Source organism: Nonomuraea sp. bgisy101 (assembly GCF_057708945.1).
Genome location: NZ_JBYITD010000012.1, coordinates 122,721 through 147,888, shown reverse-complemented (window position 1 = coordinate 147,888; position 25,168 = coordinate 122,721). Strand labels below are relative to the sequence as shown.

Genomic DNA, 25,168 nt, shown 5'->3' with positions numbered 1-25,168 from the left:
GCCGACCGGTCTACTCGAAGACCTCGCCGGCCGAGGTGGCCACGGCGGCGCGCCGCGTCCACGCCTCGAACTGCCCAGGATCGGCGCAGGAGGTGATCCTGGCACGGATCTCGTCGGAAACGGCGATGCCGCGCGCCTCGAGCAACGTCAGCAGCAACGTGACCTCGCCCTCGGTCTTGCCCTTCGCGAGCCCTTCCGCGAGGCCCTCCGCCTTGCCCTCGCCGAAGTGCTTACGAGCGAAAGGACTGGAAACCAGCCAGGTCGAGCTGGACATCAACGCCTCCATCACACGCCGTGCCGGGGCCGAAGCCATGTTGTGTGCGTATTCATAGTATCGCGGAGCGTCATCGTCATCGAGATCGTTGAGCCCCTTCAAGAAGGTCTCACTGACCTCCTGCCGCTCGCCATGAGCCATGACGGACAGCGCCGCGAGTGCGGGATCGCTGACCACCTGACCGGGATCGGTGAGCACCGGGATGTTGTCCGGGCCGTACACGCACGGGTCCAGGGTGATTTCCAGCTTTCCCGCACTCACCGTCACCGATCGCCTGAACGTGGCGGCTCTGCGGTCGGGCGAGATGACGATCACGTAAACCGGTTTGTTCAACTGCAGCCACAAGGTGACGGCATAACGCAGGGTCTGGTCGAGCTTGTCGTCCGACAGCCTCGTCTCGATCTCACTGATCACCGCATACCAGGGGTCTTGCGGTGGACCGCCGACGAGCACGGTATCGGCCTGACGGACTTTCGACACACGGTCGCTGAGCTCCCCTCCGGCGACGCGGATCTGGGAGCCGTCCGCCAGTCGAATGCCGCTGATCATGCTCATGAGCCGGATGGCGAGGTCTGGATGGTCGCGAACCAGGTTGTTGGTCGCATCATGCTGGGGGCCGGGCATGACACGTTAAGTTAGTGAAGGTTGCGCTACGTGTCAGCCGGACGCGGATTTTGACGCTCCATCCCGGAGATCAGGAGATCGCAGGTGAGGTGGCCAGGTGGCGCAGGCGGGACGGGGCGGTCTGGATGCGGGTGATCTCACGGACCGTGCACGCGCACAGCAGCGCCGCCACCGCCGTCACGCCGAGTTCGAGCCCGCTCAGCCCGGTCAGCTCGCCCGACGAGCCGCGCAGCGGCAGTCGCACCATGACCAGCGCCAGCGCCGCCAGCCAGCTCGCCCACCAGGAGCCCGCCAGCGCGAGCCAGCGCACTCGCCGGTCGAGCGGTGGGCGGGAGCCTTTCCATACCTGGTCGACCAGCATGACGGGCGCGATCAGGTTGACGCCCGGCAGCAGCCACGCCGCCATCACCGGCCCCGACGGATTGGCGACCCTGGTGGCGCGGCGCGCCCTGACCAGCCAGGTCAGGTAGGCGGACGCAGACGCGACCAGCGTGCCGACCGCCAGCAACATCAGCACCGCGAACAGCGTGACGGCCCCGACCACGACCTCGGCTCCCGGGGCGCGCGCGTCACCACCGAGCGTGACGATCTCGGCGGCGAGCCGCCTGCCGCGCACCTGATCGAAGATCACTAGAGCGGTCATGGCGGCGAGCTGGGCGGCAAGGGTCACATAGACCGCCGAAGCCGATCGCTTCGCCGCGGAAGGAGCCTGGCGCACGAATCTCTCCCCCCGTGGCACACATTGAGGTTCTGATTCACATGTATCCCGCCAGGCCCTCCGTTAATCAGCTGACCACGCCTGACTCCCATGCCCACGCGGCGATCTCCACCCGGTTCCTTGCCCCGAGTTTGGACTGGATGCTGCCGAGATGGGTTTTGACCGTGGACAGCGACACGAACAGCTCTCCGGCCACCTCCTGGTTGGTCCTGCCTCTGGCGACCAGCCGTACGACATCGAGTTCACGCTCGGTCAGCGGATCGTTGAGCGGCCGGACCGCGCCCGCCGCCGGCTGGGCGAGGTGCTGGAGCAGCCGTACGGTCACCGACGGTGACACCAGCGCGTCGCCGGCGGCCGCGGCCCTGACGGCCTCGATGAGCAGGGTGGGGCCGCTGTCCTTGAGCAGGAAGCCGGTCGCGCCCGAGCGGAGCGCGCCGTAGACGTACTCGTCGAGGTCGAAGGTGGTGACGATGACCACCCGCATGGGGTTCTCGACGCCTGGGCCCGCCAGGATCCTCGTCACCTCGATGCCGTCGAGCTTGGGCATCCTGATGTCGAGCAGGCACACGTCGGGGCGCAGCCGCCTGGCCGCCTCGACCGCGTCGGCCCCGTCGGCCACCGTGCCGACGACGTCGATGTCCTGCTGGGCGTCGAGGATCATCTGGAAGCCGGTGCGGACAAGTTCCTGGTCGTCGGCGATGAGCACGCGAATCGTCACACGGGCAAGCCTAACTTTCCGATCATCGTGGGATGGGCCGCACTCCGATCTCCCGGGGGCGGGGCCGAGCCTAGATCGGCCGATCGGCTGATGGCGATCGGACGCACGGCCGATCCGCGGCCCCGGCCTCGCACGACAAGGTCGTCTCCATGAACGACGTACTTGCAGGCCGCGCGCTCGCCAAGCGCTTCGGCCAGACGGTGGCGCTGAACGGCGTGGACATCACCATCCAGGCGGGCGAAGCCGTGGCGATCATGGGTCCGAGCGGTTCGGGCAAGTCCACCCTGCTCCACTGCCTGGCCGGGATCATGAAGCCGGACACGGGCGAGGTGCACCTGCTCGGCCAGCGCATCGACAGCATGAAGGAGCGCGACCGCAGCGCCCTGCGCAGGACCAGGTTCGGGTTCGTGTTCCAGTTCGGCCAGCTCCTGCCCGAACTGCCCGCCGAGGAGAACGTGGCGCTCCCGCTCATGCTCGGCAACGTGTCGAGGTCCGACGCGGTACGGCAGGCGAGGCAGTGGTTCGCCCCGCTCGGGCTCGGCGGCATGGAGGGGCGCAGGCCGGGCGAGCTGTCCGGTGGTCAGGCCCAGCGGGTGGCGATCGCCAGGGCGCTGGTGACCAAGCCCGCCGTGGTGTTCGCCGACGAGCCGACGGGCGCGCTCGACCAGAACACGGGCCACGACACGATGCGGCTGCTGGTGGAGGCCACCAAGCACAACGGCGCCTCGCTCATCGTGGTCACCCATGACCCGGGCGTGGCCGGCTGGTGCGACCGTACGGTCGAGGTCCGCGACGGCAACCTGCTGCACGGCGCGGTGAGCCGGTGAGCAACCTCATGAGCCTCACCTGGCGCCTGCTCAGGGGCGGCGGGCGCAGGGGCATGCTGGGCACCTGGCTGACGCTGGGCGCGGTCGTCATCTCCACGGGGCTGCTGCTGTTCGCCGTCTCGGCCAACTTCGCCTTCCAGGGACGCGCGGAACGGAGCGCGTGGCGCAACCCGGTCCAGGCGGCGGGCAAGGCGACGGCCGTCGAGGCGACCAGGGGCGACTACGTCCAGGACAGGAAGATCACCGTCGTCGACCTGGCGGCGCTGGACCCGAAGGCCGACGCGCCGCCTGGGCTGCCGCGCTTCCCCGCCCCCGGCGAGGTGTGGCTGTCGCCGGCGCTCGCGGAGCTGGCCAGGCAGTTGCCCGCCGACCGGCTCGCCGACCGCTACGACAACGTCAAGGGCGTGCTGGGCGACTCCGCCCTCGTCCATCCGGGCGAACTGGTCGCGGTGGTCGGCCACCGGGCCGACGACCCCGCCATGACCGGCACGCGCGGCGACACGTGGCGGGGCGGGGTACCGCCGACCAAGGTCGAGACGCTCGCCGGAACTCCGACGGAGGACGCGCAGGCCTACCGGATTCTCGCGCTCATCGCCAGCGTGCTCATGGTGGTGCCGCTGCTGGTGTTCGGCGGCGCCGCGGCGCGGCTGACCGTGGCCCGCCGCGACCAGCGCCTCGCCGCGCTCAGGCTGGTGGGCGCAACCCCTGGACAGGTGGTCGCGATGACCGTGGCCGAGGCCGTGATCGTCGCGTTCGCGGGAGCCGTGCTCGGCACCGTCCTGTACGGCGTGGCGGTCCCGCTGCTCAAGGCGATCAGGATCGGCGGAGGGCCGTGGTTCGCGGGCGATCTGCTGCCGAACCCGCTTCTGGCGGCCGGCGTGCTGCTGGCCGTACCGCTGCTGGTGGGGGTGTCGGCGATCGTCGGCCTGCGCAGGGTCGTGGTCAGCCCGCTCGGCGTGGCCAAGAGGGAGACCCCGCCCGCGATGCGGTTCGTGAGGGTGGTCGCCCTGCTCGCGGTGCTGGCCGTCGTGCCCATGCTCGGCACGAGCGCAAGCGTGGGCGTGGTCTCGGTGGTGCTGGGCCTGGCGTTCCTGTGCGTCAACCTGGTCGGCCCGTGGGTCGTCGGCCTCATCGGCAGGATCACCGCGAAGCGCGCAAGGCGGCCCGCGAAGCTGCTGGCGGGCCGCAGGCTCGTGGACGATCCGCGCTCGGCGTGGCGGACGGTCAGCGGGGTGGCGCTGACGGGTTTCGTGGCGGGCTTCCTCGGGCTGCTCAGCCCTGGGGACGCGCTGGCGGGACACGCCGCCGACGGCCGGCTCATGCTCGCCGTGCCCGAGGCCAAGGTGGCCGTGGTCGCGGGCCAGGCGCGCGAGCGGCTCGCGAAGGCGGGGGTGAAGGCCACGGTGAAGCAGGAGAAGGGGCTCGTCGCCGCCGCCGTCGGCACAGCCGACGTGGACAGGGCGCGCACGGCGCTGGACGGGCTCGTTCCCGGGCATTCGGCCACCAGCGAGGCGGACGAGCAGCGTTTCACCGGCCAGCTTCTCGACGACATCGCCACGGGGACCGTGGTCGTGCTGTCGGTGTCGTTCCTCGTCGCGATCGCCAGCTCGGGCATCACCTCCGCCTCCTCGGTCCTGGACCGCCGCCAGACCTACGCCCTGCTGCGGCTGGCGGGCACCCCGCTGGAGGTGCTGGACAGGGCGCGCAGGTCGGAGACGCTGATCCCGCTCGTGGTGATGGGCGGCGGCGCGATCGCGGTCGGCGTGTTCTGCGCCTCGCCGTTCATGCTGGTGTCGCCGAACATCTCGGGCGCGATCACGCTGGCGGTGTGCGTCACGGTCGGGTTCGCGGGCGTGATCGGCGCGGGCGCGCTGAGCAGGCCGCTGCTGCGCGCGGTGACCGACGATCCCGCCCCGCGTCCCGACTAGCCGAGGACCAGGTCGCGGATGATCGTCAGGGATCGTTCGTCGCGCGGGCCCATCACCAGCAGGTTGGTCACCGGCGAGGCCCGCCAGAGCTCCAGCCGTTCCCTGATCCTGGCGGGCGGGCCGACGAGCGAGATGCCGTCGGCCAGCTCGTCGGGAATGGCGTCGAAGGCCTCCTGCCTGCGTCCTTCCAGGTAGAGGGCCTGGATGCGCTCGGCGGCGGCCGCGTAGCCCATCCTGCCGATGATGTCGGCGTGGAAGTTGCGGGTCTTCGCGCCCATGCCGCCGATGTAGAGGGTGAGCATCATCTTCACCCCGTCGAGCGCGGTCCTGACATCGTCGGTGATCACGACCATGACCATCGCCGCGACCTCGAAGCCCGTGGGGAACGTCCCGTACAGCTCGGAGATCTTCGAGGGGAAGGTGAACAGCGGCAGCCAGCCGTCGGCGATCTCGGTGGCCAGCGCGACGTTCTTGGGCCCCTCCGCGCCGATGTAGACGGGGATGTCCTGGCGCAGCGGGTGCGTGATGAGCTTCAGCGGCTTGCCCAGGCCGCCGGGCAGCGGCAGCGGGTAGTGCGGGCCCTCGTTGGTGACCGGCTCCTCGCGCCGCCAGACCTTGCGCATGATCTCGACGTACTCGCGGGTCCTGGCCAGGGGGCGGGGGAACGGCTGGCCGTACCAGCCCTCCACCACCTGGGGCCCCGAGGCGCCGACGCCGAGCAGCAGCCGGCCGCCGGTGAGGTGGTCGAGCGTCATCGCGGTCATCGCGGTGGCCACGGGGGTGCGGGCCGACAGCTGCGCGACCGAGGTGCCGAGCTTGATCCTTCTGGTGCGCGCGCCGTACCAGGCGAGCGGGGTGAAGGCGTCGCTGCCGTAGGCCTCGGCGGTCCATACCGAGTCGTACCCGAGCCGCTCGGCCGCCTGCACGAGCTCGGTCGCGTCGTCCGCGTGACGCTGCCAGTAGCCCAGGTTCAGGCCTAACTTCATGCGATACCTCCCTAAATGAGAACAGGTTCTAATATTGTCCAGAGGGGTGTCAATGAGGTGCGTTCGGGGAAGTTGAGCCCTGTGCTGATGAAGCGGCTGCGTCGTCTGGCAGTGGTCCTGTTCTTGCTCCCGCTCGTGGCGGTTCCGGCGAGCGCGGGAAGTCAGACACGTCCGAACATCGTGCTGATCTTGGCCGACGACCTCGAGTACGGCGTGCTGGAGCACTTCCCTGCCATCACCAGCCAGCTGGTACGGCAGGGCGCCTCCTTCGACCACGTCTTCGTCACCAACTCGTGGTGCTGTCCTTCGAGGGCGTCGATCCTGCGCTCGCAGTACGTGCACAGCCATACCGTGTGGACCAACACCGCGCCAGAAGGCGGTTTCAGCCGCTTCTACACCGCCGGTCTGGATCGTTCCACGATCGGCAGCTGGATGCGCGGCGCCGGTTACCGGACCGCCCTGATGGGCAAGTACCTCAACCACTATCCGGGCGGCGTCGCCCCGGCGACGTACGTCCCACCGGGCTGGGACCAGTGGGCCGTGCCGGTCAAACGGCTCTACGAGGAGTACGACTACACCCTCAACGAGAACGGCAGGCTCGTCGAGTACGGCTGGGGCGAGGACGACTACCTCGAGGACGTGCTCGCCGAGAAGGCGAAGGACTTCGTCAGCGCTCCGGGCACCCAGCCGTTCTTCCTGTATCTGGCCCCCGTGGCCCCGCACAGCCCCGCCAACCCCGCTCGCCGCCACGCGGACGCCTTCCCCAACGCGAAGGCGCCCCGGCCTCCGTCCTTCGACCAGCCCGACCTCACGAAGGAGCCACTCTGGCTGCGGGATCTGCCCAGGGTCGGCACGACCGGTGAGGAACGCATCGACGAGCGCTACAGGGCGAGGCTGCGGGCCATGCTCGGCGTCGACGACATGGTCGACACCCTCGTCAGCGCCCTCCAGCAGGCGGGCAAGCTTGACAACACCTACATCTTCTTCGGCTCCGACAACGGCTTCCACCTCGGCACGCACCGCCTGCGCCAGGGCAAGACCACGCCGTTCGAGGAGGCGATCAGGGTGCCTCTGGTCGTGCGCGGCCCCGGCGTCGCGCCCGGGTCCACCATCAGCGCCATGGCCCAGACCGTCGACTACGCCCCCACCTTCGCCGAGCTCGCCGGCGTGGTGCCGCCGAGCTTCGCCGAGGGACGCTCGCTCGCGCCTCTGCTGCGCGGCATCACGCCGCCGAACTGGCGGCGCAACGCGCTGATCGAGTTCTCCAGGCCGACCAACCCCGACCTGGAGAGCCAGACGCTCGTGCCCGCCTACTCGGCGCTGCGCACCGCCACGCACACCTATGTGAAGTATGTGACGGGGGAGACGCAGCTCTACGACCTGACCACCGACCCCTACGAGCTGAACAACCTGGCCGCCACCGCCGACCCCGGGCTGGTGCGCGACCTGCAGGCGCGGCTGGACCTGATGCGGACCTGCTCGGGCGCGACCTGCCGTACGGCCGACGCCTGGGGAGGTTAGGCGGAGCAGGTGACGGCGGCGGGCAGGTCGCCCGCGACGAAGGCGGCGGGGGAGACACCCATCACCGAGCGGAACTCGGCCGTCAGGTGGGACTGGTCGTAGTAGCCCGCGTCGGCGGCGAGCGCGGCCCAGCCGCCCGTCGTGGCGCGGGCCAGCACGCCGCGCACCCTGTCGAGACGGGCGAACCGCTTGGGCGGCATGCCGACCCCGCTCGTGAACAGCGTTCGCAGATGGCGTTCGCTGATGCCGAGGCCCCTGGCGACCTCGCGGACCCTGGCGTACGGCAGGCGGTCGGCGGCCGCGTGCAGGAGCGCGGCCTGCGAGAGGTCGGCGGGCGAGACGGCGGAGAGCCGCTCGAGCACGGCCGCCTCGATCATGGCCGCCTCGCCGCCGGGAGCGGCCGCCAGCCGCACGGCCAGCCGATCGGCCGAAACCCCCCACAGCTCGCGCAGCGGCACGATCCTGTCCACCAGCTCGCTGACCGGCAGCCCGAGCGCCGCCCGCGCCCTGCCGGGGCGCAGCCGCACGGTGACACAGCGGGACAGCTCCTTCGGAGCCAGGTAGGAGGCACGGGTGCGCGGGCCGAGCACCATGAGGTCGCTGCGGCCTTCGAGGGTGGTGCGGAAGGCCAGCGTGGTCGCGGGGTCGGGCTCGCGCACGTGCACCTCGCCCCCGCCGTCGGCCGCCGCCTCGCTGCTCTCCTCGACCCAGACGCTCATGGCCTCCACCCTAGGTGCCGATTTCTCCTATAGACGGCCGGCCTCGGGACGGCAGCGTGGGACGCATGATCCTGGTCACCGGTGCCACGGGCACCATCGGAAGTGAAGTCCTCAGGCTGCTGACCGCGAAGGGCGAGCCGGTCCGCGCGATGACCCGCGACCCCTCGAAGCTGAGCGCGTACGGCGTGGCGGGCGACTTCGCCGACCCCGCGTCGCTGGACAGGGCGCTGGACGGCGCCGACACCGTGCTGGCGCTGACGGCGTTCGGGCGGGCGCTCGCCGACCACGACCTCGCCCTGGTCGAGGCGGCCGGACGGGCGGGCACGAAGAAGATCGTGAAGATCTCGGCGTTCGGCACGGGGGAGACGGCGGACGAGAAGGACGTGCGCTCCTGGCATCACCACGGCGAGCAGGCCGTCAGGGAGAGCGGGATGGCGTGGACGATCCTGCGCCCTGCAGGGTTCGCCTCCAACGCGCTGATGTGGGCGCACGCGGTCAGGGCGGGGGAGCCGATCCCCAACATGACGGGCCGGGGCGGTCAGGGCGTCGTCGACCCGCGCGACGTGGCGCGGGTGGCGGTCGAGGCGCTGACGGCAAGCGCGCACGAGGGAAGGACCTACGAGCTCACGGGGCCCGAGGTGATCAGCGTGCCGGAGCAGGCCGAGCAGCTCGGGCGGGTGCTCGGCAGGAGGGCGGAGACGGTGGAGGTGCCGCTGGAGGCGGCGAAGGACGGGATGCTCGCCTCCGGGGCGGATCCGTTCTTCGTGGAGGTCGCCATGACGGGGTTCGCGTTCGTCGCGGCGGGCGGGGCGAGCCGGCTCAGCGGGGACGTGGCGGCCGTGCTCGGGCGGCCTCCGCTGAGCTTCGCCGACTGGGTGCGCGACCACCGCGCCGCCTTCGAGTGACCTCCCGCCCGCGGGGACCGGGCCGCCCGCGGGGACCGGCCCGTGGGCCGGCATGTCAGGGGGCGGGCGTGTCGGAGGACGGGGGAACGGCGAGCGACGGGTAGGCGTGGCCCAGGTGGTCGGCGACCGCCTGGGCGGCGCCGTGCCCGTCGCGGGCCGTGACCAGCTCGTAGATGCGCCAGTGGTCGGCCATGAGCACGTCGGTGCGCCCCGCCGCCTCCACCGCCGCCACCGAGTAGGCGTGGATCGTCTGCCGCAGCGCCCGCATGGTCGCGGCCAGCAGCCTGTTGCCCGACAGCAGCGCCACCCCCAGGTGGAAGGTCACGTCGTGGTCGACGAAGGAGCGGGCGTCGCTCGCCCGCTCCATCTCCTCCAGCGCGGCCCGCATGATCTCCAGACCCTCGGGCGCGTCGACGTGCTGGACCGCCCACTGCTCGATCATCAACCGGGTGGAGATCACCTCGCCGAGCGACAGCGAAGCCGTGCCGAGGTGAAGCCGCAGCAGGTCGGCCAGCGCGCTCTCCGGCCTGGAGGTGAGCACCGCGCCCGCGTCAGGGCCCCTGCCCGCCTGCGAGGAGACCACCCCGAGCGTCTCCAGCACGCGCAGCGCCTCGCGCACCGACGAGCGGCCGACCTGGAGCTCCTCCGCCAGCTGCCGCTCGCCGGGCAGGCGGTCGCCCACGGTGAGCCCGTCGTCGGCGATGCGCCGCTCGATCTTGGCGATGACGTCCTCGAAGGTCCGGGGCTTCCTCATATGGTCAGACCATACTATGGTCAGACCATACTTTGAAGGGAGTGCCGTGCGAGTCGCCCTGTTCATCACGTGTGTCAACGACACGCTCTTTCCCGGCACGGGCAAGGCGGTGGTGTCACTGCTGCGCCGCCTCGGGTGCGAGGTCGACTTCCCGCGGGCCCAGACCTGCTGCGGTCAGATGCACGTCAACACCGGCTACCGGGCCGAGGGGGTACGGCTGGCCCGGCACTTCGCCGAGGTGTTCGACGGCTACGACGCGGTGGTGGCGCCCTCGGGATCGTGCGCGGCGATGGTGCGCGAGCAGTACCCGCGCCTCGGCGTCGAGCCGCCGCCCGTCCACGACCTGTCGGAGTTCCTCATCGACGTGCTGGAGGTGGAGGACGTCGGCGCCGCCTTCCCGCACCGGGTGACCTACCACCCCACCTGCCACTCGCTCAGGGGGCTGCACCTCGGAGACAAGCCGACGCGGCTGCTCCGGCAGGTCAGGGGGCTCGAACTGGTGCCGCTCGAGGGCGCGGAGGAATGCTGCGGGTTCGGCGGCACGTTCGCGGTGAAGAACCCGGCGATCTCCGCCGCGATGTGCGCCGACAAGGTGCGCAACGTGATGGACACCGGCGCCGAGGTGCTCTGCGCGGCCGACAACTCCTGCCTCATGCACATCGGCGGCACCATGCGCCGCCAGAACAACGGCGTGCGCATCATGCACCTGGCCGAGATCCTGGACGCGAGATGAGCGTATTCATCGGCATGCCGGGAGACTTCCCGACGAACGCCGCGCAGGCCGTACAGAACTCCCAGCTGCGCTACAACCTCCGCAAGGCCACCCACACGATCCGCGGCAAGCGGGCCAACGTCGTCGGCGAGCTGCCCGACTGGCTCGAGCTGCGCGCGGCGGGCAAGGCGATCAAGGACCACACGCTGCGCAACCTCGACCGCTACCTCGTCCAGCTGGAGGAGGCGGTCGAGAAGGCCGGAGGGCACGTTCACTGGGCACGCGACGCGGCCGAGGCCAACCGGATCGTCACCGACCTGGTCAAGCGGACGGGCGAGACCGAGGTCGTCAAGGTCAAGTCGATGGCCACCCAGGAGATCGGACTCAACGAGCACCTGGCGGGCGAGGGCATCAGCGCGTTCGAGACCGACCTTGCCGAGCTGATCGTCCAGCTCGGCGACGACTTCCCCAGCCACATCCTGGTGCCCGCCATCCACCGCAACCGCGCGGAGATCCGTGAGATCTTCCTGCGCAGGATGGGCGACGCGCCGGAGGATCTCACCGACGAGCCCGCCGCGCTGGCCGAGGCCGCCCGGCTCCACCTGCGCGAACGCTTCCTGCGCAGCAAGGTCGCCATTTCCGGCGCCAACTTCATGATCGCCGAGACCGGCACCTGCGTGGTCCTGGAGTCCGAGGGCAACGGCAGGATGTGCCTGACCCTGCCGGAGACGCTGATCAGCGTGGTCGGCATCGAGAAGGTGCTGCCCACCTGGCGGGATCTCGAGGTCTTCCTCCAGTTGCTGCCGCGCAGCTCCACCGGCGAGCGCATGAACCCCTACACCTCCACGTGGACAGGCTCGGCCGAAGGCCAGACCTTCCACCTGGTGCTGCTCGACAACGGCCGCACCACCGTCCTGGCCGACGAGGTCGGCCGCCAGGCGCTGCGCTGCATCCGCTGCTCGGCCTGCCTCAACGTCTGCCCCGTCTACGAGCGCGCGGGCGGCCACGCCTACGGCTCGGTCTATCCGGGCCCGATCGGCGCGATCCTCACGCCGCAGCTGCGCGGCCTCGACTCCGACCTCGACGCGTCCCTGCCCTACGCCTCGTCGCTGTGCGGGGCGTGCCTGGACGTCTGCCCGGTGGCGATCGACATCCCCGAGGTGCTGGTCGACCTGCGGGCCAAGGTGGCCCACCCCCGAGCCGAGCGCCTGGGCATGCGGGCCGCGGGATGGGTCCTCGCCAAGGAGGTACGGCTGGCCAAGGCGCAGCGCCTGGCCACGCGCTTCCGCAAGCTGGCCCCCAGACGCCTGCCGGGGCCGCTGTCGGCGTGGACCGACACCAGGGACCTGCCGGAGATCCCCGAGGAGTCCTTCAGAGACTGGTGGGCGCGCACCGGGCAGGGCGACGAAGGAAAGGCGACCTCATGAGCGCTCGCAAGGAGATCCTCGACAGGGTACGGCGAGCCGTCGAAGGCGCCCCCGAGGTGGAGATCCGCCGCGACTACCGCACCTCGATCCCGGTCGACGACCTGGTGGCCCACTTCGCCGAGCGCGTCGACGACTACCGGGCGATCGTGCACGTCGTCCCCTCGGCGGAGGTGCCCGCACTGGTCGCCACGCTGACGGAGGGCAAACGCATGATCGTCCCGCGGGCCGTACGAGGGGAGGGGCCCCTGACCGTCGCGCAGGCGGTGGAGGAGGACGAGCTGCTGACCGCCGACGGCGTCGCCACGGGGTGCGCGGTCGCCATCGCGGAGACCGGCACCATCGTGCTGGACGCGGGGCCCGACCAGGGTCGCAGGGCGCTGACGCTGGTGCCGGACTACCACCTGTGCGTCGTCAGGGCCGACCAGATCGTCTCCAGCGTCCCCGAGGCGGTCGCCAGGCTCGACCCGGCGAGGCCGCTGACCTGGATCAGCGGGCCGTCCGCCACCAGTGACATCGAGCTCAACAGGGTGGAGGGCGTCCACGGCCCCCGCACGCTCGAGGTGATCATCAGTACCTGATCACGGCCGAGACCTGCTTCACCTCCGGAGAGAACCACAGTTCGGCGTCGGTCATCGCGGCCGCCCTGGCGATCGCCGAGTCCGCACGCTCGCGGACCGGCGACTCCACGCCCCACCGGCGCAGCTCGTCGGCGTCGGCCGACAACTGGGTGCCGCCTGCCCCGATCCACACCAGGTCGGGCAGCTCGCCGGGGGAGAGCACGGCGTGCACCCTGCCCTCGCGCAGCAGCCGCGCCACCCGCTCGAAGCCCACCGCCTCCTCGTGCTCGCGGCGCCGGTCCAGCAACTCGGACCTGCGCTGCTCGAGCCAGGCGTCCAGCGTGCACTCGACGTCATGCTCGTACTCGTCGTGGTCGGCACGGCTGCCCTGCTCGGCCATCATGACCCGGTCGGCCGCCTTCGTGCCCAGATGGTCGCACAGCAGCGAGCGCGACCTCGGCTCGCCCGCCACCACGACCAGCTCGGCGCTGATCCTGCGCACCTGCTCGTCCACCTCGTGCGCCACCGTCTCGGCGTCGTGCTCCGACGACTCGTCCACCGCCCCCTTGTAGCTCTTGCGCGACCAGCCGCCCTGCGCGGTCCGCTGCAACGGCCACTTCTGGGCCGCCTCGGTCGCCACGCGCGGGGAACCGCCGCCGAACGCCATCAGCTCGACCCCGTCCCGGTCGAGCACCACCCGCAGATGCGGCACGTTCTCGCCCCGCGCCATCAGCAACGGCGTCACGTGCGGCAGGGGAGACCAGCGCGCCTGCTCGAGCCGCGGCGGGTCGGCCAGCGTCTCGGCGAGCACGACCTCGCCGCCCGTGGCGAACAGCGCCCTTCCGGGGGCCGGCACCGCCACCGCCGCCTCCAGCGCGTCGAGAGAGTCCTGATCGGCCTCCTCCATGCTCTCCCTGAACGAACGCCACCGCCGCCGCTCGGCCTCTGCGCTCAGCCCCGCGAGGTAGAGCGAGGCGTAGGGGCTGTGCCGCTCGTACAGCGGACGAATGAAGTCCAGCCTCACCTCACCACCTCTTTCGCTCGATGCCGAGTCCGAGAGCCTCGGCCACCTCCGCGACGTTGGCGAACCTGGTGCCGCGCGGCAGCCTGCCCACGGCCTCCAGCACGAAGTCCGGCGCGGACATCCGCCGCGCGTGAGCCATCAGCCTGTCCCGATCGGCGGCATAGTCCACGCCGCTCAACCACCTGGCCAGCTCGCTGCGCTGACCCACGCCCTCCGCGGTGATGCCCTCCGGCGTGCCGGGCGCGTGGCCCGGCGGGTAGCCGCCCATCGTGGGGACGTCCTCCTCCTGCCGCCGCCGCTCCTCCACGTGGCTCGATCCCAGCTCCCCGTCCGTCCGTCGCTCGTCCAGCCTTGGCCCGTGCTTGTCGCTCGCACGCCCCATGATCTTCCCCACCCCTTTCCAGCTGCCCAAATATCCGACCTACCCGCGCGAACCTCACCAAACATCCCCGTGGATCGCCTTGCCGGCATTGGCCGGTAGATCTTCCGGGTCGGGATTCTCCGCGGCCCTGAGCCGCCCGCTGACGGACGGCGAACGGAGGCTTGTAGGGTTTCGGCACAGCTTTGAGCTCTTAGGGGAACAGTGAGCGTTTTCGACCCTCGTCTCAACATCACGACAGACCGCCTGACCCTCCGCCCGTTCCAGCCCGACGACGCCGACAGGATCAGGGCCGTCGTCGAGGCCGGACACCAGTTCCTCCCGCCGGGCGCCCCCGATCACGTCGCCGCCATCGCGCACTGGCTCTCCACGGGCGTCCACGAGCTCCAGCGGTCGGGCCAGGGCGTCCACCTCGCCATGATCGACGGCGAAGGCCGCGTCGTCGGCGCCATCAGCCTGTTCAAGACTCAGTGGGGCGCGGGCATCACCGAGGTCGGCTACGGCGTGCACCCCCTCTACAGGGGCAGGGGCTTCGCCCCCGAGGCGGTGCGCGGCCTGTCCGCGTGGGTGTTCGGGACCACCGAGCTGCGCAGGATCGAACTGCGCGCCAACCTCGACAACACGGCCTCCCTCCGCGTCGCCGAGAAGGCCGGCTACACCTACGAGGGCGTGCTGCGCGCCGCCGAACTGGAGGACGACGGCGCCCACGACCTGGTGGTGTTCGGGCTGCTGCGCGGCTCCACCGGCGCACCCAACGTCTTCCCCCAGGAGGACCTGGTCACCCCACGCCTGCTGCTGCGCAGGTTCACCCTCGCCGACGTGCCCGACCTGACCGCCACCGCCGCCGACGAGCTCACCCAGAGCCGCACCAGCGTCCCCCGTGGTTACACCGAGGAGCACGGCAGGCTCTACGCGCTCATGATCACCGAACAGCACCGCATCAGCGGCGGCGGGATCGCGTGGGCGGCGGTCGAGAGGGACGGCGGCAGGTTCGTGGCGGGCCTCGACCTCAAGGGCACCGAGTGGGGCAACCGCTCGACCGAGGTCGGGTACATGACCGCCCCCTGGGCCAGAGGGAAGGGTTACGCGGGCGAGGCGGTGCTGGCGATCGCCGGATGGCTGTTCGACAAGCAGGGATTCCAGCGGCTCCAGCTGCGGGCCGCCGTCTCCAACCTCGCCTCCCAGCGGGTGGCGGAGAAGGCGGGGTTCACGCGGGAGGGCGTGGCGCGCAACGGGGGAGGAGACGAGGACCTCGTCGTGTTCGGGCTGATCCCCGGGGACCTTTCGTGACCAACCCCGGCCACGCGCGCCCGGTGAGCGTATCCCTGGACTGACGCCCGCCCCTCGCGGAGGATGGCGCGCGACCCGGCTTGCCGTACACACTGGGTCCAGAGGACGGTGAGTCGGATGATCACAGTTATCGGCTGGGACGGATCGCCGCTGTCGGCCAGGGCGACCGACTGTCTCCAACAGGCCACGCTGGTCACCGGCCCCGAGCGGATCCTCAGACGCTTCAAGCTCCCCGTCCCCGCAGGCGAGCTGCTGGACACCCTCGACGAGCACCTCGAACAGGGCGAGGGGCCCGCGGTCGTCCTCGCCGAGGGCGACCCCGGCTTCTTCGGCGTCGTCCGCGCGCTGCGCGGGCACGGGCTGAAGCCGGCCGTGATCCCCGCCAGCTCGCTCATCACCCGCGCCTTCGCCCGGGCCGGTCTGAGCTGGGAGGACGCGCTGGTCGTCGCCCCCCAAGGCCCCGAGCAGCTCAACCGGGTCGTCAACGCCTGCCGCGCCCACCACAAGGTCGGCCTCATCGTCACCCCCGGCGTCGGCCCTGCCGAGGTCGCCAGGGAGCTCGCCCCTACCACCCCGCGCGCGCTCATCGTCTGTGAGGACCTCGGCGGGCCCGACGAGCGCGTCACCCACAGCCGCATGGGCGAGGCCACGACCAGGCCGTGGAAGGACCCCGACGTCGTCCTGGTCGTCGACCCGCTCTACCGCGCCGAGCACCGCTCGTGGGTGGCAGGAGCCAGGCCGGGCCCCGACGAGTGGGCCGTCGGAGGCGACCTGACGCCCGAGGTCAGCGCCTACGTGCTGGCCAAGCTCGGCCCCCGCCTCGGCGACCTCGTCTGGGACGTCGGCGCGGGCTCGGGCGGCATCGCCGTCGAGTGCGCCAGGCTCGGCGCCGCCGTCATGGCCGTCGAGCGCGACGACGAGGCCTGCGCCAGGCTGCGCGCCAACGTCATCGGCCACGGCGTCAAGGTCGCGCTGACCCGCGGACAGGCGCCTCCCGCGCTCGAACCCCTTCCCGACCCCGACGCGGTCTTCGTCGGCGGCGGCGGCCCCGACGTGATCGTCGCCTGCGCCGCACGCACCCCCTCGAGGCTCGTCTGCGCACTCAAGACGGTCGAACAGGTGCCGGCCGTATTGCAAAGGCTCAAGGAACACGGATACCGTGCCGAAGGCACTCAAATCCAGGCATCACGGCTGGTCATCCAGCCTGACGGCTCCCACTCACTCACCGCGGAGGACCCCGTATTCGTCGTGCATGCACGTAGAGTGATCTGTGCATGACCTGCGTGCATCGGATATCCTCGCGTGTCTTGTCTCAATACCCCCAGGTCACAGGCGTGGAGATCCCCTTCATGAAGCCGCCGCTGCTGCTCATCGGGCAGGGCTCGCACGACGACACAGGCGCCGCCGAGTTCGGAAGGTTCGTCCACAGGCTGCGCTGCCGACTCGAGGAGAGCTCCGCCGAAGTCTCGGGTGGCTACCTCGCCAAGGCCAAACCCAGGCTCAGCGAATCCGTCGCATCCCTCGTGGCCAGAGGCCACCACCGGCTGGTGGCGCTGCCGCTCAGTCTCAGCCGCATGGAGGAGTTCCCCGCCGCCATGGCGCTGGAGCAGGAGCGGCATCCCACACTGATGTACGACTACGGGCGCCCGCTCGGGCCCGACCCCCGCGTGCTGTCGCTGCTGGCCGAACGGCTCGCCGAGGCCGCCGCCGAGATGCCCAGGCTGCGTTCGCTCGACGACGTCAAGCCGCGCCTGCGCGTGGTGCCCTCGATCCCCGTCGAGGAGCCGAGTGAGCACATCGAGCCGGCCGAGACCGCCGTCGTGCTCGTCGGCGAGGGCTCGACCGACCCCGCGGCCAACGCCGAGGTGCACCGGGTGTCACGGCTGTTCTGGGAGACCCACGCCTACGACTTCATGACCGTGGAGACCGCCTTCGTCTCGGTCACGCCGCCCGGCGTGCCCGGCGGCCTCGAACGCTGCCGACGCCTGGGCGCCCGCCGCGTCATCGTCGTGCCGTACCTGCTGTTCGCCGGCGGCCTGCTGGAGCGCGTCTGGGCGCAGGCCCTCGCCTACGGGGCCGGGCACCCCGACCTCGACATCCGCTGCGCCGAGGTGATCGGCGACTGCGAGGTGCTGGCCGACGTGGTCATCGACCGCTACGAGGAAGCGCTCCAACTGGCCGAAGGGGTCTCCGCATGACCTTGCAGGACGTGCTCGCCCGGATCGCGCCCGCCTCCGCCGCCGCGATGGCGGAAGCCCGCGACCACCAGAGCCGCCTCACCAAGCCGCCGGGCTCGCTCGGCGTCCTCGAGGAGGTGGCGGTACGGCTGGCCGGCGCGGCCTCCGCCTGCCCGCCGCCCATGCCGGAACCCGCCGCTCTGGCCATCTTCGCCGCCGACCACGGCGTCCACGCCCAGGGCGTCTCCCCGTGGCCGCAGGAGGTGACGCTCCAGATGGTCGCCAACTTCCTGGCGGGCGGCGCGGTCGCCAACGCCTTCGCCGCCCAGGTAGGCGCCTCGGTCACCGTCGTCGACGTGGGCGTCGCCGCGGACCTGCCCGCCGCCGACGGGCTGATCTCCCGCAAGGTGGCCTACGGCACCGCCGACCTGTCGGCCGGCCCCGCGATGACCGTGGCCCAGGCCGTCGAAGCCGTCGAGACCGGGATCTCGGTGGCCGAGTCGCTGGTGGCCGGCGGCGCCCGCTGCCTGATCACCGGGGACATGGGCATCGCGAACACCACCGCCTCGGCCGCGCTGATCTGCGCGTTCACCGGTAGGGACGCGGCCGAGGTCACGGGCCGCGGCACCGGTATCGACGACGCCACCCACGCCCGCAAGATAGCCGTCGTCCGCCGGGCCCTCCACGCCAACGGCATTCACCCCGGCGAGCCCCGGCCGGAGGACGCCGAAGGCGGTGCGGCGAGCTCCGGCGCCGTCCACTCCGGAAGTGCCCTCGAGGTCCTCGCGGCCCTGGGCGGCTTCGAGCACGCCGCCATCGCGGGCTTCATCCTCGGCGGCGCCGCCGCGAAGGTCCCCGTCATCCTCGACGGCGTCATCGCCGGGTCCGCCGCCCTGGCCGCCGCCGCCCTGGCTCCCGCCGCCGTCGACCACTGCGTCGCGGGCCACCGCTCCGCCGAGCCGGGTCACACCGCCGCCCTCGACCACCTCGGCCTGCGTCCCCTCGTCGACCTCGAACTGCGGCTCGGCGAAGGCACCGGAGGCCTGCTCGCCCACCCCATCGTCTGCGCCGCCGTGCGGGTGATGCACGAGGTGGCGACCTTCGACTCCGCAGGTGTCACGGAGAAGCAGCCCTAGTAACCCGGACCCGGTAGGTTTGCCTCCTGACATACCAATCCTCGCGAACGGGAGATCCGCCGACATGAGCCCCTACCTTCTCGGCCTGCGCCTCTCGGGTCGCCGGGTGCTCGTCGTGGGCGGCGGACGGGTCGCTCAGCGACGCGTTCCGGCCCTGCTCGAAGCCGGTGCCGAGATCACCATCGTTTCGACGAGCGTCACCCCCGCCCTCGACGACCTCATCGCCGCCGGACGTGTCACCTGGGAGGCCAGGCCGTACCAGGTGGGCGACTGCGACGGCGCCTGGCTCGTGCAGGCCTGCACCAGCGACAAGTCGGTCAACACGGCCATCGCCGCCGAAGCCGAGGCCAAGCGCATCTGGTGCGTGCGCGCCGACGACAAGGACGCCTCGGCCGCCTGGACGCCAGCCAGCGGCAAGGTCGACGAGATCGGCATCGCGGTCACGGCGGGTGGCGACCCGAGAAGGGCGGCGGGCATCAGGGACGCCGTGGTCAGCGCCCTGCGCGACGGCACCGTCGACGCGCGCCGCAGCCGTACCAAACCGGTCGGCGTTGCCCTGGTCGGCGGTGGCCCCGGCGATCCCGGGCTGATCACCGTGCGCGGACGTCAGCTGCTCGCCCAGGCCGACGTGGTGGTGGCCGACCGGCTCGCGCCACGCGCCCTGCTGGACGAGCTCGCCCCCGACGTTGAGCTGGTCGACGCGGCCAAGGTGCCGTACGGCAGGTCGCTGTCCCAGGAGAAGATCAACGAGCTGCTGATCTCGCACGCCCGCGAGGGGAAGTTCGTCGTCAGGCTGAAGGGCGGCGACCCCTACGTCTTCGGCAGGGGCGGCGAGGAGATGCTCGCCTGCGCCCGCGCGGGCATCCCCGTGATCGTGGTCCCCGGCATCACCAGCGCCGTCGCGGTGCCTGCCTCCGCCGGAGTGCCCGTCACCCATCGGGGGGTGAGCCAGGAGTTCCACGTAATCTCCGTGCACGTCGCGCCCGACAACCCTCAGTCCACCGTCGACTGGCCAGGATTGGCCCGGTCAAAGGGGACATTGGTGCTCATGATGGCCGTCGAACGTATCGCTTCGATTGCGGAAACACTCATCCGCGACGGACGTTCGCCGGAAACTCCCGTAATGGTGGTACAGGACGGTACTCTTCCGACCCAGCGGGCCGTCTCGGCCACGCTTTCCACCGTGGCCGACCGGGTGGCAGCGGCCGGAATCAGGCCACCGGCGATCGTCATCGTGGGCGACGTCGTGCGGGTCGGCCAGGAGGTCGAGATGGTTCGAGCGGAGCGCGTGCCGTGAGATCGGCTGGTGACGCCCCCGAGTCGCTGGGGGAACAGACTCTCAACTTCCGCGCGATCAGGGACGACGACGGTCCCGAACGCGCGGCCGAGGACGAGGAGCGGGTACGGCAGGCCAACGGCGCCTCGCCGCCTCCCCACGCCTCCCCTCCGGACGCCCACACGGCCTCCATGGCCGATGACCACGAGAGCGGCGCGGAGGACACCTTCTTCGCCTTCGCCCGTCCCGCAGCGCACGACCTGCCCCGGCCGGACGACCACTCCACCCTGGACCCCGAGCCGGCCTTCGACCACGTCATGCCCGCTTCCGACGCCCTCGTCGGGCCCGCCTCCGGGGCCTTCGACGCGTTCACTCCCGCGACACCCGCGACGTTCGACGCCTTCCGCGCCGTCACACCCGCACGGGAGACGCCTCCGACCGTCCAGGCCCCTGCCCCGAAAGCGGATCGCGCCGCGCCGCCCGCGAGCTCGGATCTCGCCGCGTCCGCGCGTCCGGACTCTGCCGCGCCGTCCGAGAACTCCGACGTCGCCGCGTCTGCGAGTCCCGACTTTGCCGCGCCGTCCGCGAACCTCGACGTCGCCGCGTCCGCGCATCCGGACCCCGGTGCGCTGCCCGTGAACCTCGACGTCGGCGCGTCGGCGAGTCTGGATTCCGGTGCGCTGCCTGCGAACCCCGAGGTCGCCGTTTCGCCCGAGCGGGCCGGTATCTCGCCCGAGCGCACCGGCACCGTGTCCGACGAGCACGAGGGTGCTTCGCCCGAGGAGCTAGAGCCCAGCGTGGCGGAGGGCCTCGCGGAGGACCCCCAGACGGACGACCTGCCCGACGCCCAGGATTCCGGGGGCGCCGCGTCCGAGGGCGAGCCCGCCGTCGCGTCCGACGAGCTTTCCGAGGGTCGTCAGGCCGGCGTCGCCGAGGACGACGTGTCGGCGACCGGCGACGCTGAGATCGCCGAAGACCTGTCCGTCGGTCACCCAGGCGAAGACCTGTCCGTCGGTCACCCAGCCGACGGCCGCTTCGACGACGTCCAGCACAGCGGCGCCGAGCTCGAGCCCGTCGAGAACGAGGACACGGCCGCTGCTTCGGAATCCGACGAGGACACTGCCGCCGGCTCAGAGACCGGCGAGGCTGCCGAGGGCGTCGGCGAGGCTACCGAAGGCGAGTCCCAGGAGCCGCAGGACGAGGCCGGTTCCGCTGACGACACAGCCGAGCCGCAGATCGGCGCCAAGGCCGCGGCCGTCCACACCGGTGACATCGAGACTGACGACGAGGCAGCTTCCGCCGACGTCGCCAAGCCTGGCGACATCGCGTCCGACGTCCCCATCTCCGACGTCCCCATCTCCGACGTCGCCGTCTCCGACGTCCCGGTGTTCGACGTCCCGGTGTCCGATGGTCCGGTCTCCGACGTCCCGGTGTCCGATGGTCCGGTCTCCGATGGTTCGGTCTCCGACGTCGCCGTGTCCGGGGTTTCCGAGCGCGATGCCGACGAGGCCGACGACGCCGACGCCCTCAAGGCCGACGATGCGGACGTCCTCGAGGCCGGAGACGTCGAGTCCGACGCGTCCGAATCCGAGCACATCGACTGGGGCGAGATCGAGTGGGGTGTCGAAGCCGTCTTCGACGCCGACGCCGATGCCGACGCCGACGCCGATACCGATGCTGACGCCGACGCCGGTGCCGACGACGGTCACGTCGACGACGACGACCGCGCCGGTTCCGGCGGCGAAGTGGCCGGTGCGCGCTCCGCCGTACCGAACCGGGCAGAGAGGGTCCTCGAAGAGGACCTGCCGGACGCCGCGGCGCAGGCGCTCGCCGCCGCCCTGGACGCGCTGAAGGAGGCCGTCGCCGACCTGCGGTTCGGGCTCGAGCTGCCCGGCGCGGAGGAGGCCCGCAAGGCGCAGGCCGAGATCCTCACGCAGCTGCAGGACTACGTGCTGCCGAGGGTGCGGATGAGCGCCGCCCCCGCCCTCATCGTCGTCGCCGGCTCCACCGGCGCGGGCAAGTCCACGCTGGTCAACACGCTCGCCGAGAAGAACGTCAGCCGCACGGGCGTCCGCCGTCCCACCACGGGCACCCCGGTGCTCGCCTGCCACCCCGACGACGAGGCGTGGTTCGCCGACGGCGAGCTGCTCGCCGGCCTGGAGCGGATCGACAGGCAGAGCAGGGAGGCCGCCCCTGACAGCCTCGTGCTCGTCACCACCGAACGCCTTCCGCAGGGCGTCGCGCTGCTCGACACCCCTGACATCGACAGTGTCGTCGAGGAGCACCACGAGATCGCGCGCCGCATGCTCGACGCCGCGGATCTGTGGGTGTTCGTCACCACCGCCGCCCGCTACGCCGACGCCCCCGCGTGGAACCTGCTCCGCCTGGCCAAGGAGCGCGCGGCCAGGATCGCGATCGTGCTGTCCCGCGTGCAGCCCAAGGCCAAGGACGTGGTGCTCAAGCACTTCGTGCGCATGCTCACCGAGTACGGCCTGGGCGAGGTCGAGCGGTTCGTCATCGAGGAGTCGGCCGTCGCCGACGGCAAGCTGCCCCACGGTGACATGACCGAGCTGCGGATGTGGCTGGCCGAGCTGTCGGTGGACGAGGAACGGCGGGCGCAGGCCGTACAGGACACCCTCGACGGCGTCCTCAACAGCTTCCGCACCCGCGTGCCCGCGCTCGCCAGGCACCTGGAAGGGCAGGTGGCCTTCCGCGCGGAGCTGCGCACCGACGTCGACGTGGCCTACTCGGGCGCGCTCACGAACATCGAGACCGCCATCCGCGAGGGAAACCTGCTGCACGGCGAGGTCCGCGCCAGGTGGCAGGACTTCGCCGGCTCCGGCGACCTGACCCGCAGCTTCCGCAGGAAGGGCAAGCCGGTGCCGCCCGAGCGGATCACCGCCTTCCGGGCCTCGCTCCGCACCGCGATCGAGTCGCTGATCACCTCCGCCGCGCACCACGCCTCCGACGAGGTGGGCGCGCGGTGGCGGCGGCGTTCGGAGCTGGGCGCGGGGCTCGACCGGCCCTCCGACGAGCTGGTCCGCCGCACCGGCAGGGCGGTGGCCGCCTGGCAGGAGCACGTCACCGAGCTCCTGCGCACCGACGGCGTGACCAAGCGGTCGGCCAAGGTCGTCGCGCTCGACGCCGAATCGCTCTCCCTGATCTTCATGGTGGGGCTGTTCAGCGCCGACGAGCTGCCGCAGAAGCTGCTCAAGGGGCTGCTGGGCGCCGAGGCGCTGCGCAGCATCAGCGCGAAGGCGCTCAGCGACCTCCGCGCCAGGATCGTCATCCTGTTCGACGAGGAGGCCATGCGGTACGTGCGGGCGCTCGACGCCGCCGGGATCCCGGACGAGGCCGCCGCGACCCGCCTCTACCAGGCCACGTACAACCTCGAGGTCGCACGATGAGCATCCACTCCGTCACCAAGCCCGGACTCGGCGCCAGGCTCGCCGCGCTGTCCAAGGTCGCGGAGCTCGGCCAGGCACGGCTGGACGCCAAGCTGCTGGCCGACGCCACCAACCTGCTGACCAGGGCGGGCGAACGGCTGAAGCTGTCGTCGGAGCACACCGTCGTCGCGCTGGCCGGAGGAACGGGCAGCGGCAAGTCCTCGCTGTTCAACGCCATCTCGGGGCTCGAACTGTCGCCCACGGGCGTGCGCCGTCCCACCACCGCGCGCACCCACGCCTGCGTCTGGGGCATCGAAGGCGCCGCGCCGCTGCTCGACTGGCTGCAGATCCAGTGGAGGCACCGCTTCGCCAGGGCGAGCGCGCTGGACAAGGGCGAGAGCCAGCTCCACGGCCTGGTCCTTCTCGACCTGCCCGACCACGACTCCATCAGGGCGCTCACCGACCCCGAAGCCGACCGGCTCATCGGCCTGGCCGACATGGTGGTGTGGGTGCTCGACCCGCAGAAGTACGCCGACGCCTCCACGCACCGCCGCTACGTCACCGAACTGGCCGGGCACGACGCGGTCACCGTGTTCGCGCTCAACCAGTCGGACAGGCTCTCGACCGAGGAGGTCGCCGAGCTCGTCATCGACCTCAACGACCTGCTGCGCCGCGAAGACGTCACCCAGCCGTCCGTGGTCCCGACCTCGGCCGTCACAGGGCGCGGCATCGACAGCCTCAAGGGCGTCATCGCCGACGCCGTCTCCAAGCGCAGGGCCGCGGTCCAGCGCATCGACGCGGACATCGACCGCATCGAACGCCGCCTCGTCCAGGCCATGCCCGTCGGCGCCGCCCTGTCGGCCCCCTCCTCTGTGGACGCCGCCCGCAGGGTCGGGCTGACCGACGCGCTGTGCGACGCGGTCGGCGTTCCCGCGGTCGGCGAGGCCATGGAGAGCACCTACGCCACCCGCTCGGCCACCTGGATCTCGTGGCCGTTCGCCAGGATCGGCTCGGTGTTCGGCGGCGATCCGCTCAAGAGCCTCAAGCTCGGTGACCTGCGCGAGGAGATCCGCTCGCTGGCCGGAGGGTCGGTCACTGCGCAGTCCGCCGAGGTCGACAACGCCATCCAGGCGCTCAGCGACGGCATCACGGTCGGGATGAACGAGGTGTGGCGCTCGGCCGTCCACCACGCGGCCGGATCACGGGCGGCGCAACTGCCCGAGGCGCTGTCGGACGAGCTGACCGAGGTCGCGCCCCAGCTCGACCGGGTGCCGGTGTGGTGGCGGCTGCTGAAGTTCTGGCAGTACCTGCTGGTGCTCGCCTTCGTCGCGGGCCTCGCCTGGATCGGGGTGGCGCTGGCGTTCGGCGTGTTCGCCGCCGGACGGTTGCCCGAGTCGCTCGCCGTGTTCGGTGACGCGGCGACCCTGCCATGGGTGGGGCTGATGACTGCCTCGGTGCTGGGGCTGGGGGCGCTGTCGGCCATGGCGTCCAAGAACTTCGTGGCGCTCGGCGCGGCGAAGGAGCGAGACCGGCTCGAGCGGGAGATGCGCAAGCGGGTGGGCGCCATCGCGGAGTCCATGGTGGTGGAACCTGTGGAGCGGGAACTGACCCGTCACCACGAGTTCTACACGGCCATGAAGGCCCTGTCGGGCTGACGTTCGCCTGCCTTCTGCCGGCTTCCGTGCGGCGGGTGCCTGCCTCGGCCTGTGTACAGCGGCGCCGCCTTGTCCTTGGGCAAGCGTGTCGTCCCTTGAGCAAGCGTGTCGTCCTTGGGCACGGCCTCCGCTGGCCTAGGTCTTGAGTACGGCGTTCGCCGGCCTAGGTCTTGAG

At 71.4% G+C, this 25,168-nt stretch carries 22 protein-coding genes; 14 read left to right on the top strand and 8 right to left on the bottom strand.

The genetic code is table 11. The features are described 5' to 3' along the window. Positions 1–10 precede the first annotated feature (10 nt). The 3 genes from AC3EO4_RS23585 to AC3EO4_RS23575 form a co-directional block, all read right to left on the bottom strand. Positions 11–898: a hypothetical protein gene (locus AC3EO4_RS23585; RefSeq protein ID WP_379582997.1), complete on the bottom strand. Its 888-nt coding sequence runs from the start codon at positions 896–898 to the stop codon at positions 11–13. 70 nt (positions 899–968) lie between these two features. Next, a complete protein-coding gene (locus tag AC3EO4_RS23580; RefSeq protein ID WP_488186351.1) occupies positions 969–1,616 on the bottom strand; it encodes a DUF4328 domain-containing protein in 648 nt (215 codons plus the stop codon). Between the two features lie 67 nt (positions 1,617–1,683). After that, positions 1,684–2,334, bottom strand: coding sequence for a response regulator (locus tag AC3EO4_RS23575; RefSeq protein ID WP_379583001.1), 651 nt, complete (start codon positions 2,332–2,334; stop codon positions 1,684–1,686). Positions 2,335–2,483: 149 nt separating this feature from the next. Here AC3EO4_RS23575 and AC3EO4_RS23570 point away from each other — a divergent pair, with 149 nt between their 5' ends. After that, the gene (locus AC3EO4_RS23570; protein ID WP_379583003.1) at positions 2,484–3,161 is read left to right on the top strand and encodes an ABC transporter ATP-binding protein; all 678 of its coding nucleotides are present in this window, start codon (positions 2,484–2,486) and stop codon (positions 3,159–3,161) included. Then, positions 3,158–5,089 (top strand): FtsX-like permease family protein, encoded by a 1,932-nt coding sequence (locus tag AC3EO4_RS23565; protein ID WP_431897782.1) that lies wholly within the window; start codon positions 3,158–3,160, stop codon positions 5,087–5,089. Before AC3EO4_RS23570 ends, AC3EO4_RS23565 begins: the two co-directional genes overlap by 4 nt. On the opposite strand, the gene AC3EO4_RS23560 is transcribed toward AC3EO4_RS23565, so the two are convergent. Then, positions 5,086–6,075: an LLM class F420-dependent oxidoreductase gene (locus AC3EO4_RS23560; protein WP_379572562.1), complete on the bottom strand. Its 990-nt coding sequence runs from the start codon at positions 6,073–6,075 to the stop codon at positions 5,086–5,088. The genes AC3EO4_RS23565 and AC3EO4_RS23560 overlap by 4 nt on opposite strands. Positions 6,076–6,090: 15 nt before the next feature. Here AC3EO4_RS23560 and AC3EO4_RS23555 point away from each other — a divergent pair, with 15 nt between their 5' ends. Further along, entirely contained in the window at positions 6,091–7,596 is a 1,506-nt protein-coding gene (locus AC3EO4_RS23555) for a sulfatase family protein (protein WP_431897780.1), read from the top strand. On the opposite strand, the gene AC3EO4_RS23550 is transcribed toward AC3EO4_RS23555, so the two are convergent. Beyond that, positions 7,593–8,315: a helix-turn-helix domain-containing protein gene (locus tag AC3EO4_RS23550; RefSeq protein ID WP_379572563.1), complete on the bottom strand. Its 723-nt coding sequence runs from the start codon at positions 8,313–8,315 to the stop codon at positions 7,593–7,595. The two genes, AC3EO4_RS23555 and AC3EO4_RS23550, sit on opposite strands and share 4 nt — an antisense overlap. Positions 8,316–8,380: 65 nt before the next feature. On the opposite strand from AC3EO4_RS23550, the gene AC3EO4_RS23545 reads away from it, so the two are divergent. Then, the gene (locus AC3EO4_RS23545; RefSeq protein WP_431897778.1) at positions 8,381–9,220 is read left to right on the top strand and encodes an NAD(P)H-binding protein; all 840 of its coding nucleotides are present in this window, start codon (positions 8,381–8,383) and stop codon (positions 9,218–9,220) included. A gap of 55 nt (positions 9,221–9,275) precedes the next feature. Here AC3EO4_RS23545 and AC3EO4_RS23540 read toward each other — a convergent pair whose 3' ends face one another. Further along, a complete protein-coding gene (locus AC3EO4_RS23540) occupies positions 9,276–9,974 on the bottom strand; it encodes a FadR/GntR family transcriptional regulator (protein ID WP_379572565.1) in 699 nt (232 codons plus the stop codon). A 46-nt stretch (positions 9,975–10,020) separates the two neighbouring features. On the opposite strand from AC3EO4_RS23540, the gene AC3EO4_RS23535 reads away from it, so the two are divergent. From AC3EO4_RS23535 to AC3EO4_RS23525, 3 genes are read left to right on the top strand one after another with little or no spacing between them, the layout of a single operon-like run. Beyond that, entirely contained in the window at positions 10,021–10,707 is a 687-nt protein-coding gene (locus tag AC3EO4_RS23535) for a (Fe-S)-binding protein (RefSeq protein WP_379572566.1), read from the top strand. Beyond that, positions 10,704–12,113, top strand: a complete 1,410-nt coding sequence (locus tag AC3EO4_RS23530) for a lactate utilization protein B (RefSeq protein WP_379572567.1) — start codon at positions 10,704–10,706, stop codon at positions 12,111–12,113. The genes AC3EO4_RS23535 and AC3EO4_RS23530 overlap by 4 nt, the downstream gene beginning before the upstream one ends. After that, positions 12,110–12,691, top strand: a complete 582-nt coding sequence (locus tag AC3EO4_RS23525; RefSeq protein WP_379572568.1) for a LutC/YkgG family protein — start codon at positions 12,110–12,112, stop codon at positions 12,689–12,691. Before AC3EO4_RS23530 ends, AC3EO4_RS23525 begins: the two co-directional genes overlap by 4 nt. Here AC3EO4_RS23525 and AC3EO4_RS23520 read toward each other — a convergent pair. After that, entirely contained in the window at positions 12,681–13,694 is a 1,014-nt protein-coding gene (locus AC3EO4_RS23520; protein WP_379572569.1) for a baeRF2 domain-containing protein, read from the bottom strand. The genes AC3EO4_RS23525 and AC3EO4_RS23520 overlap by 11 nt on opposite strands. A 1-nt stretch (position 13,695) precedes the next feature. Further along, positions 13,696–14,076, bottom strand: coding sequence for a DUF2795 domain-containing protein (locus tag AC3EO4_RS23515; RefSeq protein WP_379572570.1), 381 nt, complete (start codon positions 14,074–14,076; stop codon positions 13,696–13,698). Between the two features lie 201 nt (positions 14,077–14,277). Between AC3EO4_RS23515 and AC3EO4_RS23510 the strand changes: the two genes are divergently transcribed. The 7 genes from AC3EO4_RS23510 to AC3EO4_RS23480 all read left to right on the top strand — a co-directional run bounded on the left by AC3EO4_RS23510 (position 14,278) and on the right by AC3EO4_RS23480 (position 24,993). Beyond that, the gene (locus tag AC3EO4_RS23510; RefSeq protein ID WP_379572571.1) at positions 14,278–15,363 is read left to right on the top strand and encodes a GNAT family N-acetyltransferase; all 1,086 of its coding nucleotides are present in this window, start codon (positions 14,278–14,280) and stop codon (positions 15,361–15,363) included. A 117-nt stretch (positions 15,364–15,480) separates the two neighbouring features. Then, positions 15,481–16,641 (top strand): precorrin-6y C5,15-methyltransferase (decarboxylating) subunit CbiE, encoded by a 1,161-nt coding sequence (cbiE, locus tag AC3EO4_RS23505; RefSeq protein WP_379572572.1) that lies wholly within the window; start codon positions 15,481–15,483, stop codon positions 16,639–16,641. 29 nt (positions 16,642–16,670) lie between these two features. Then, positions 16,671–17,561 carry a sirohydrochlorin chelatase gene (locus AC3EO4_RS23500; RefSeq protein WP_379572573.1) on the top strand — a complete coding sequence of 297 codons (891 nt, stop codon included), beginning with the start codon at positions 16,671–16,673 and terminating at the stop codon, positions 17,559–17,561. Next, the gene (gene cobT, locus AC3EO4_RS23495; protein WP_431897773.1) at positions 17,558–18,676 is read left to right on the top strand and encodes a nicotinate-nucleotide--dimethylbenzimidazole phosphoribosyltransferase; all 1,119 of its coding nucleotides are present in this window, start codon (positions 17,558–17,560) and stop codon (positions 18,674–18,676) included. The genes AC3EO4_RS23500 and cobT overlap by 4 nt, the downstream gene beginning before the upstream one ends. 64 nt (positions 18,677–18,740) lie before the next feature. After that, the gene (gene cobA, locus AC3EO4_RS23490) at positions 18,741–19,973 is read left to right on the top strand and encodes a uroporphyrinogen-III C-methyltransferase (protein ID WP_379572575.1); all 1,233 of its coding nucleotides are present in this window, start codon (positions 18,741–18,743) and stop codon (positions 19,971–19,973) included. Further along, positions 19,970–23,359, top strand: coding sequence for a dynamin family protein (locus AC3EO4_RS23485; protein WP_431897771.1), 3,390 nt, complete (start codon positions 19,970–19,972; stop codon positions 23,357–23,359). The genes cobA and AC3EO4_RS23485 overlap by 4 nt, the downstream gene beginning before the upstream one ends. After that, positions 23,356–24,993 carry a YfjP family GTPase gene (locus tag AC3EO4_RS23480; RefSeq protein WP_431897769.1) on the top strand — a complete coding sequence of 546 codons (1,638 nt, stop codon included), beginning with the start codon at positions 23,356–23,358 and terminating at the stop codon, positions 24,991–24,993. The genes AC3EO4_RS23485 and AC3EO4_RS23480 overlap by 4 nt, the downstream gene beginning before the upstream one ends. Positions 24,994–25,168 lie beyond the last annotated feature (175 nt).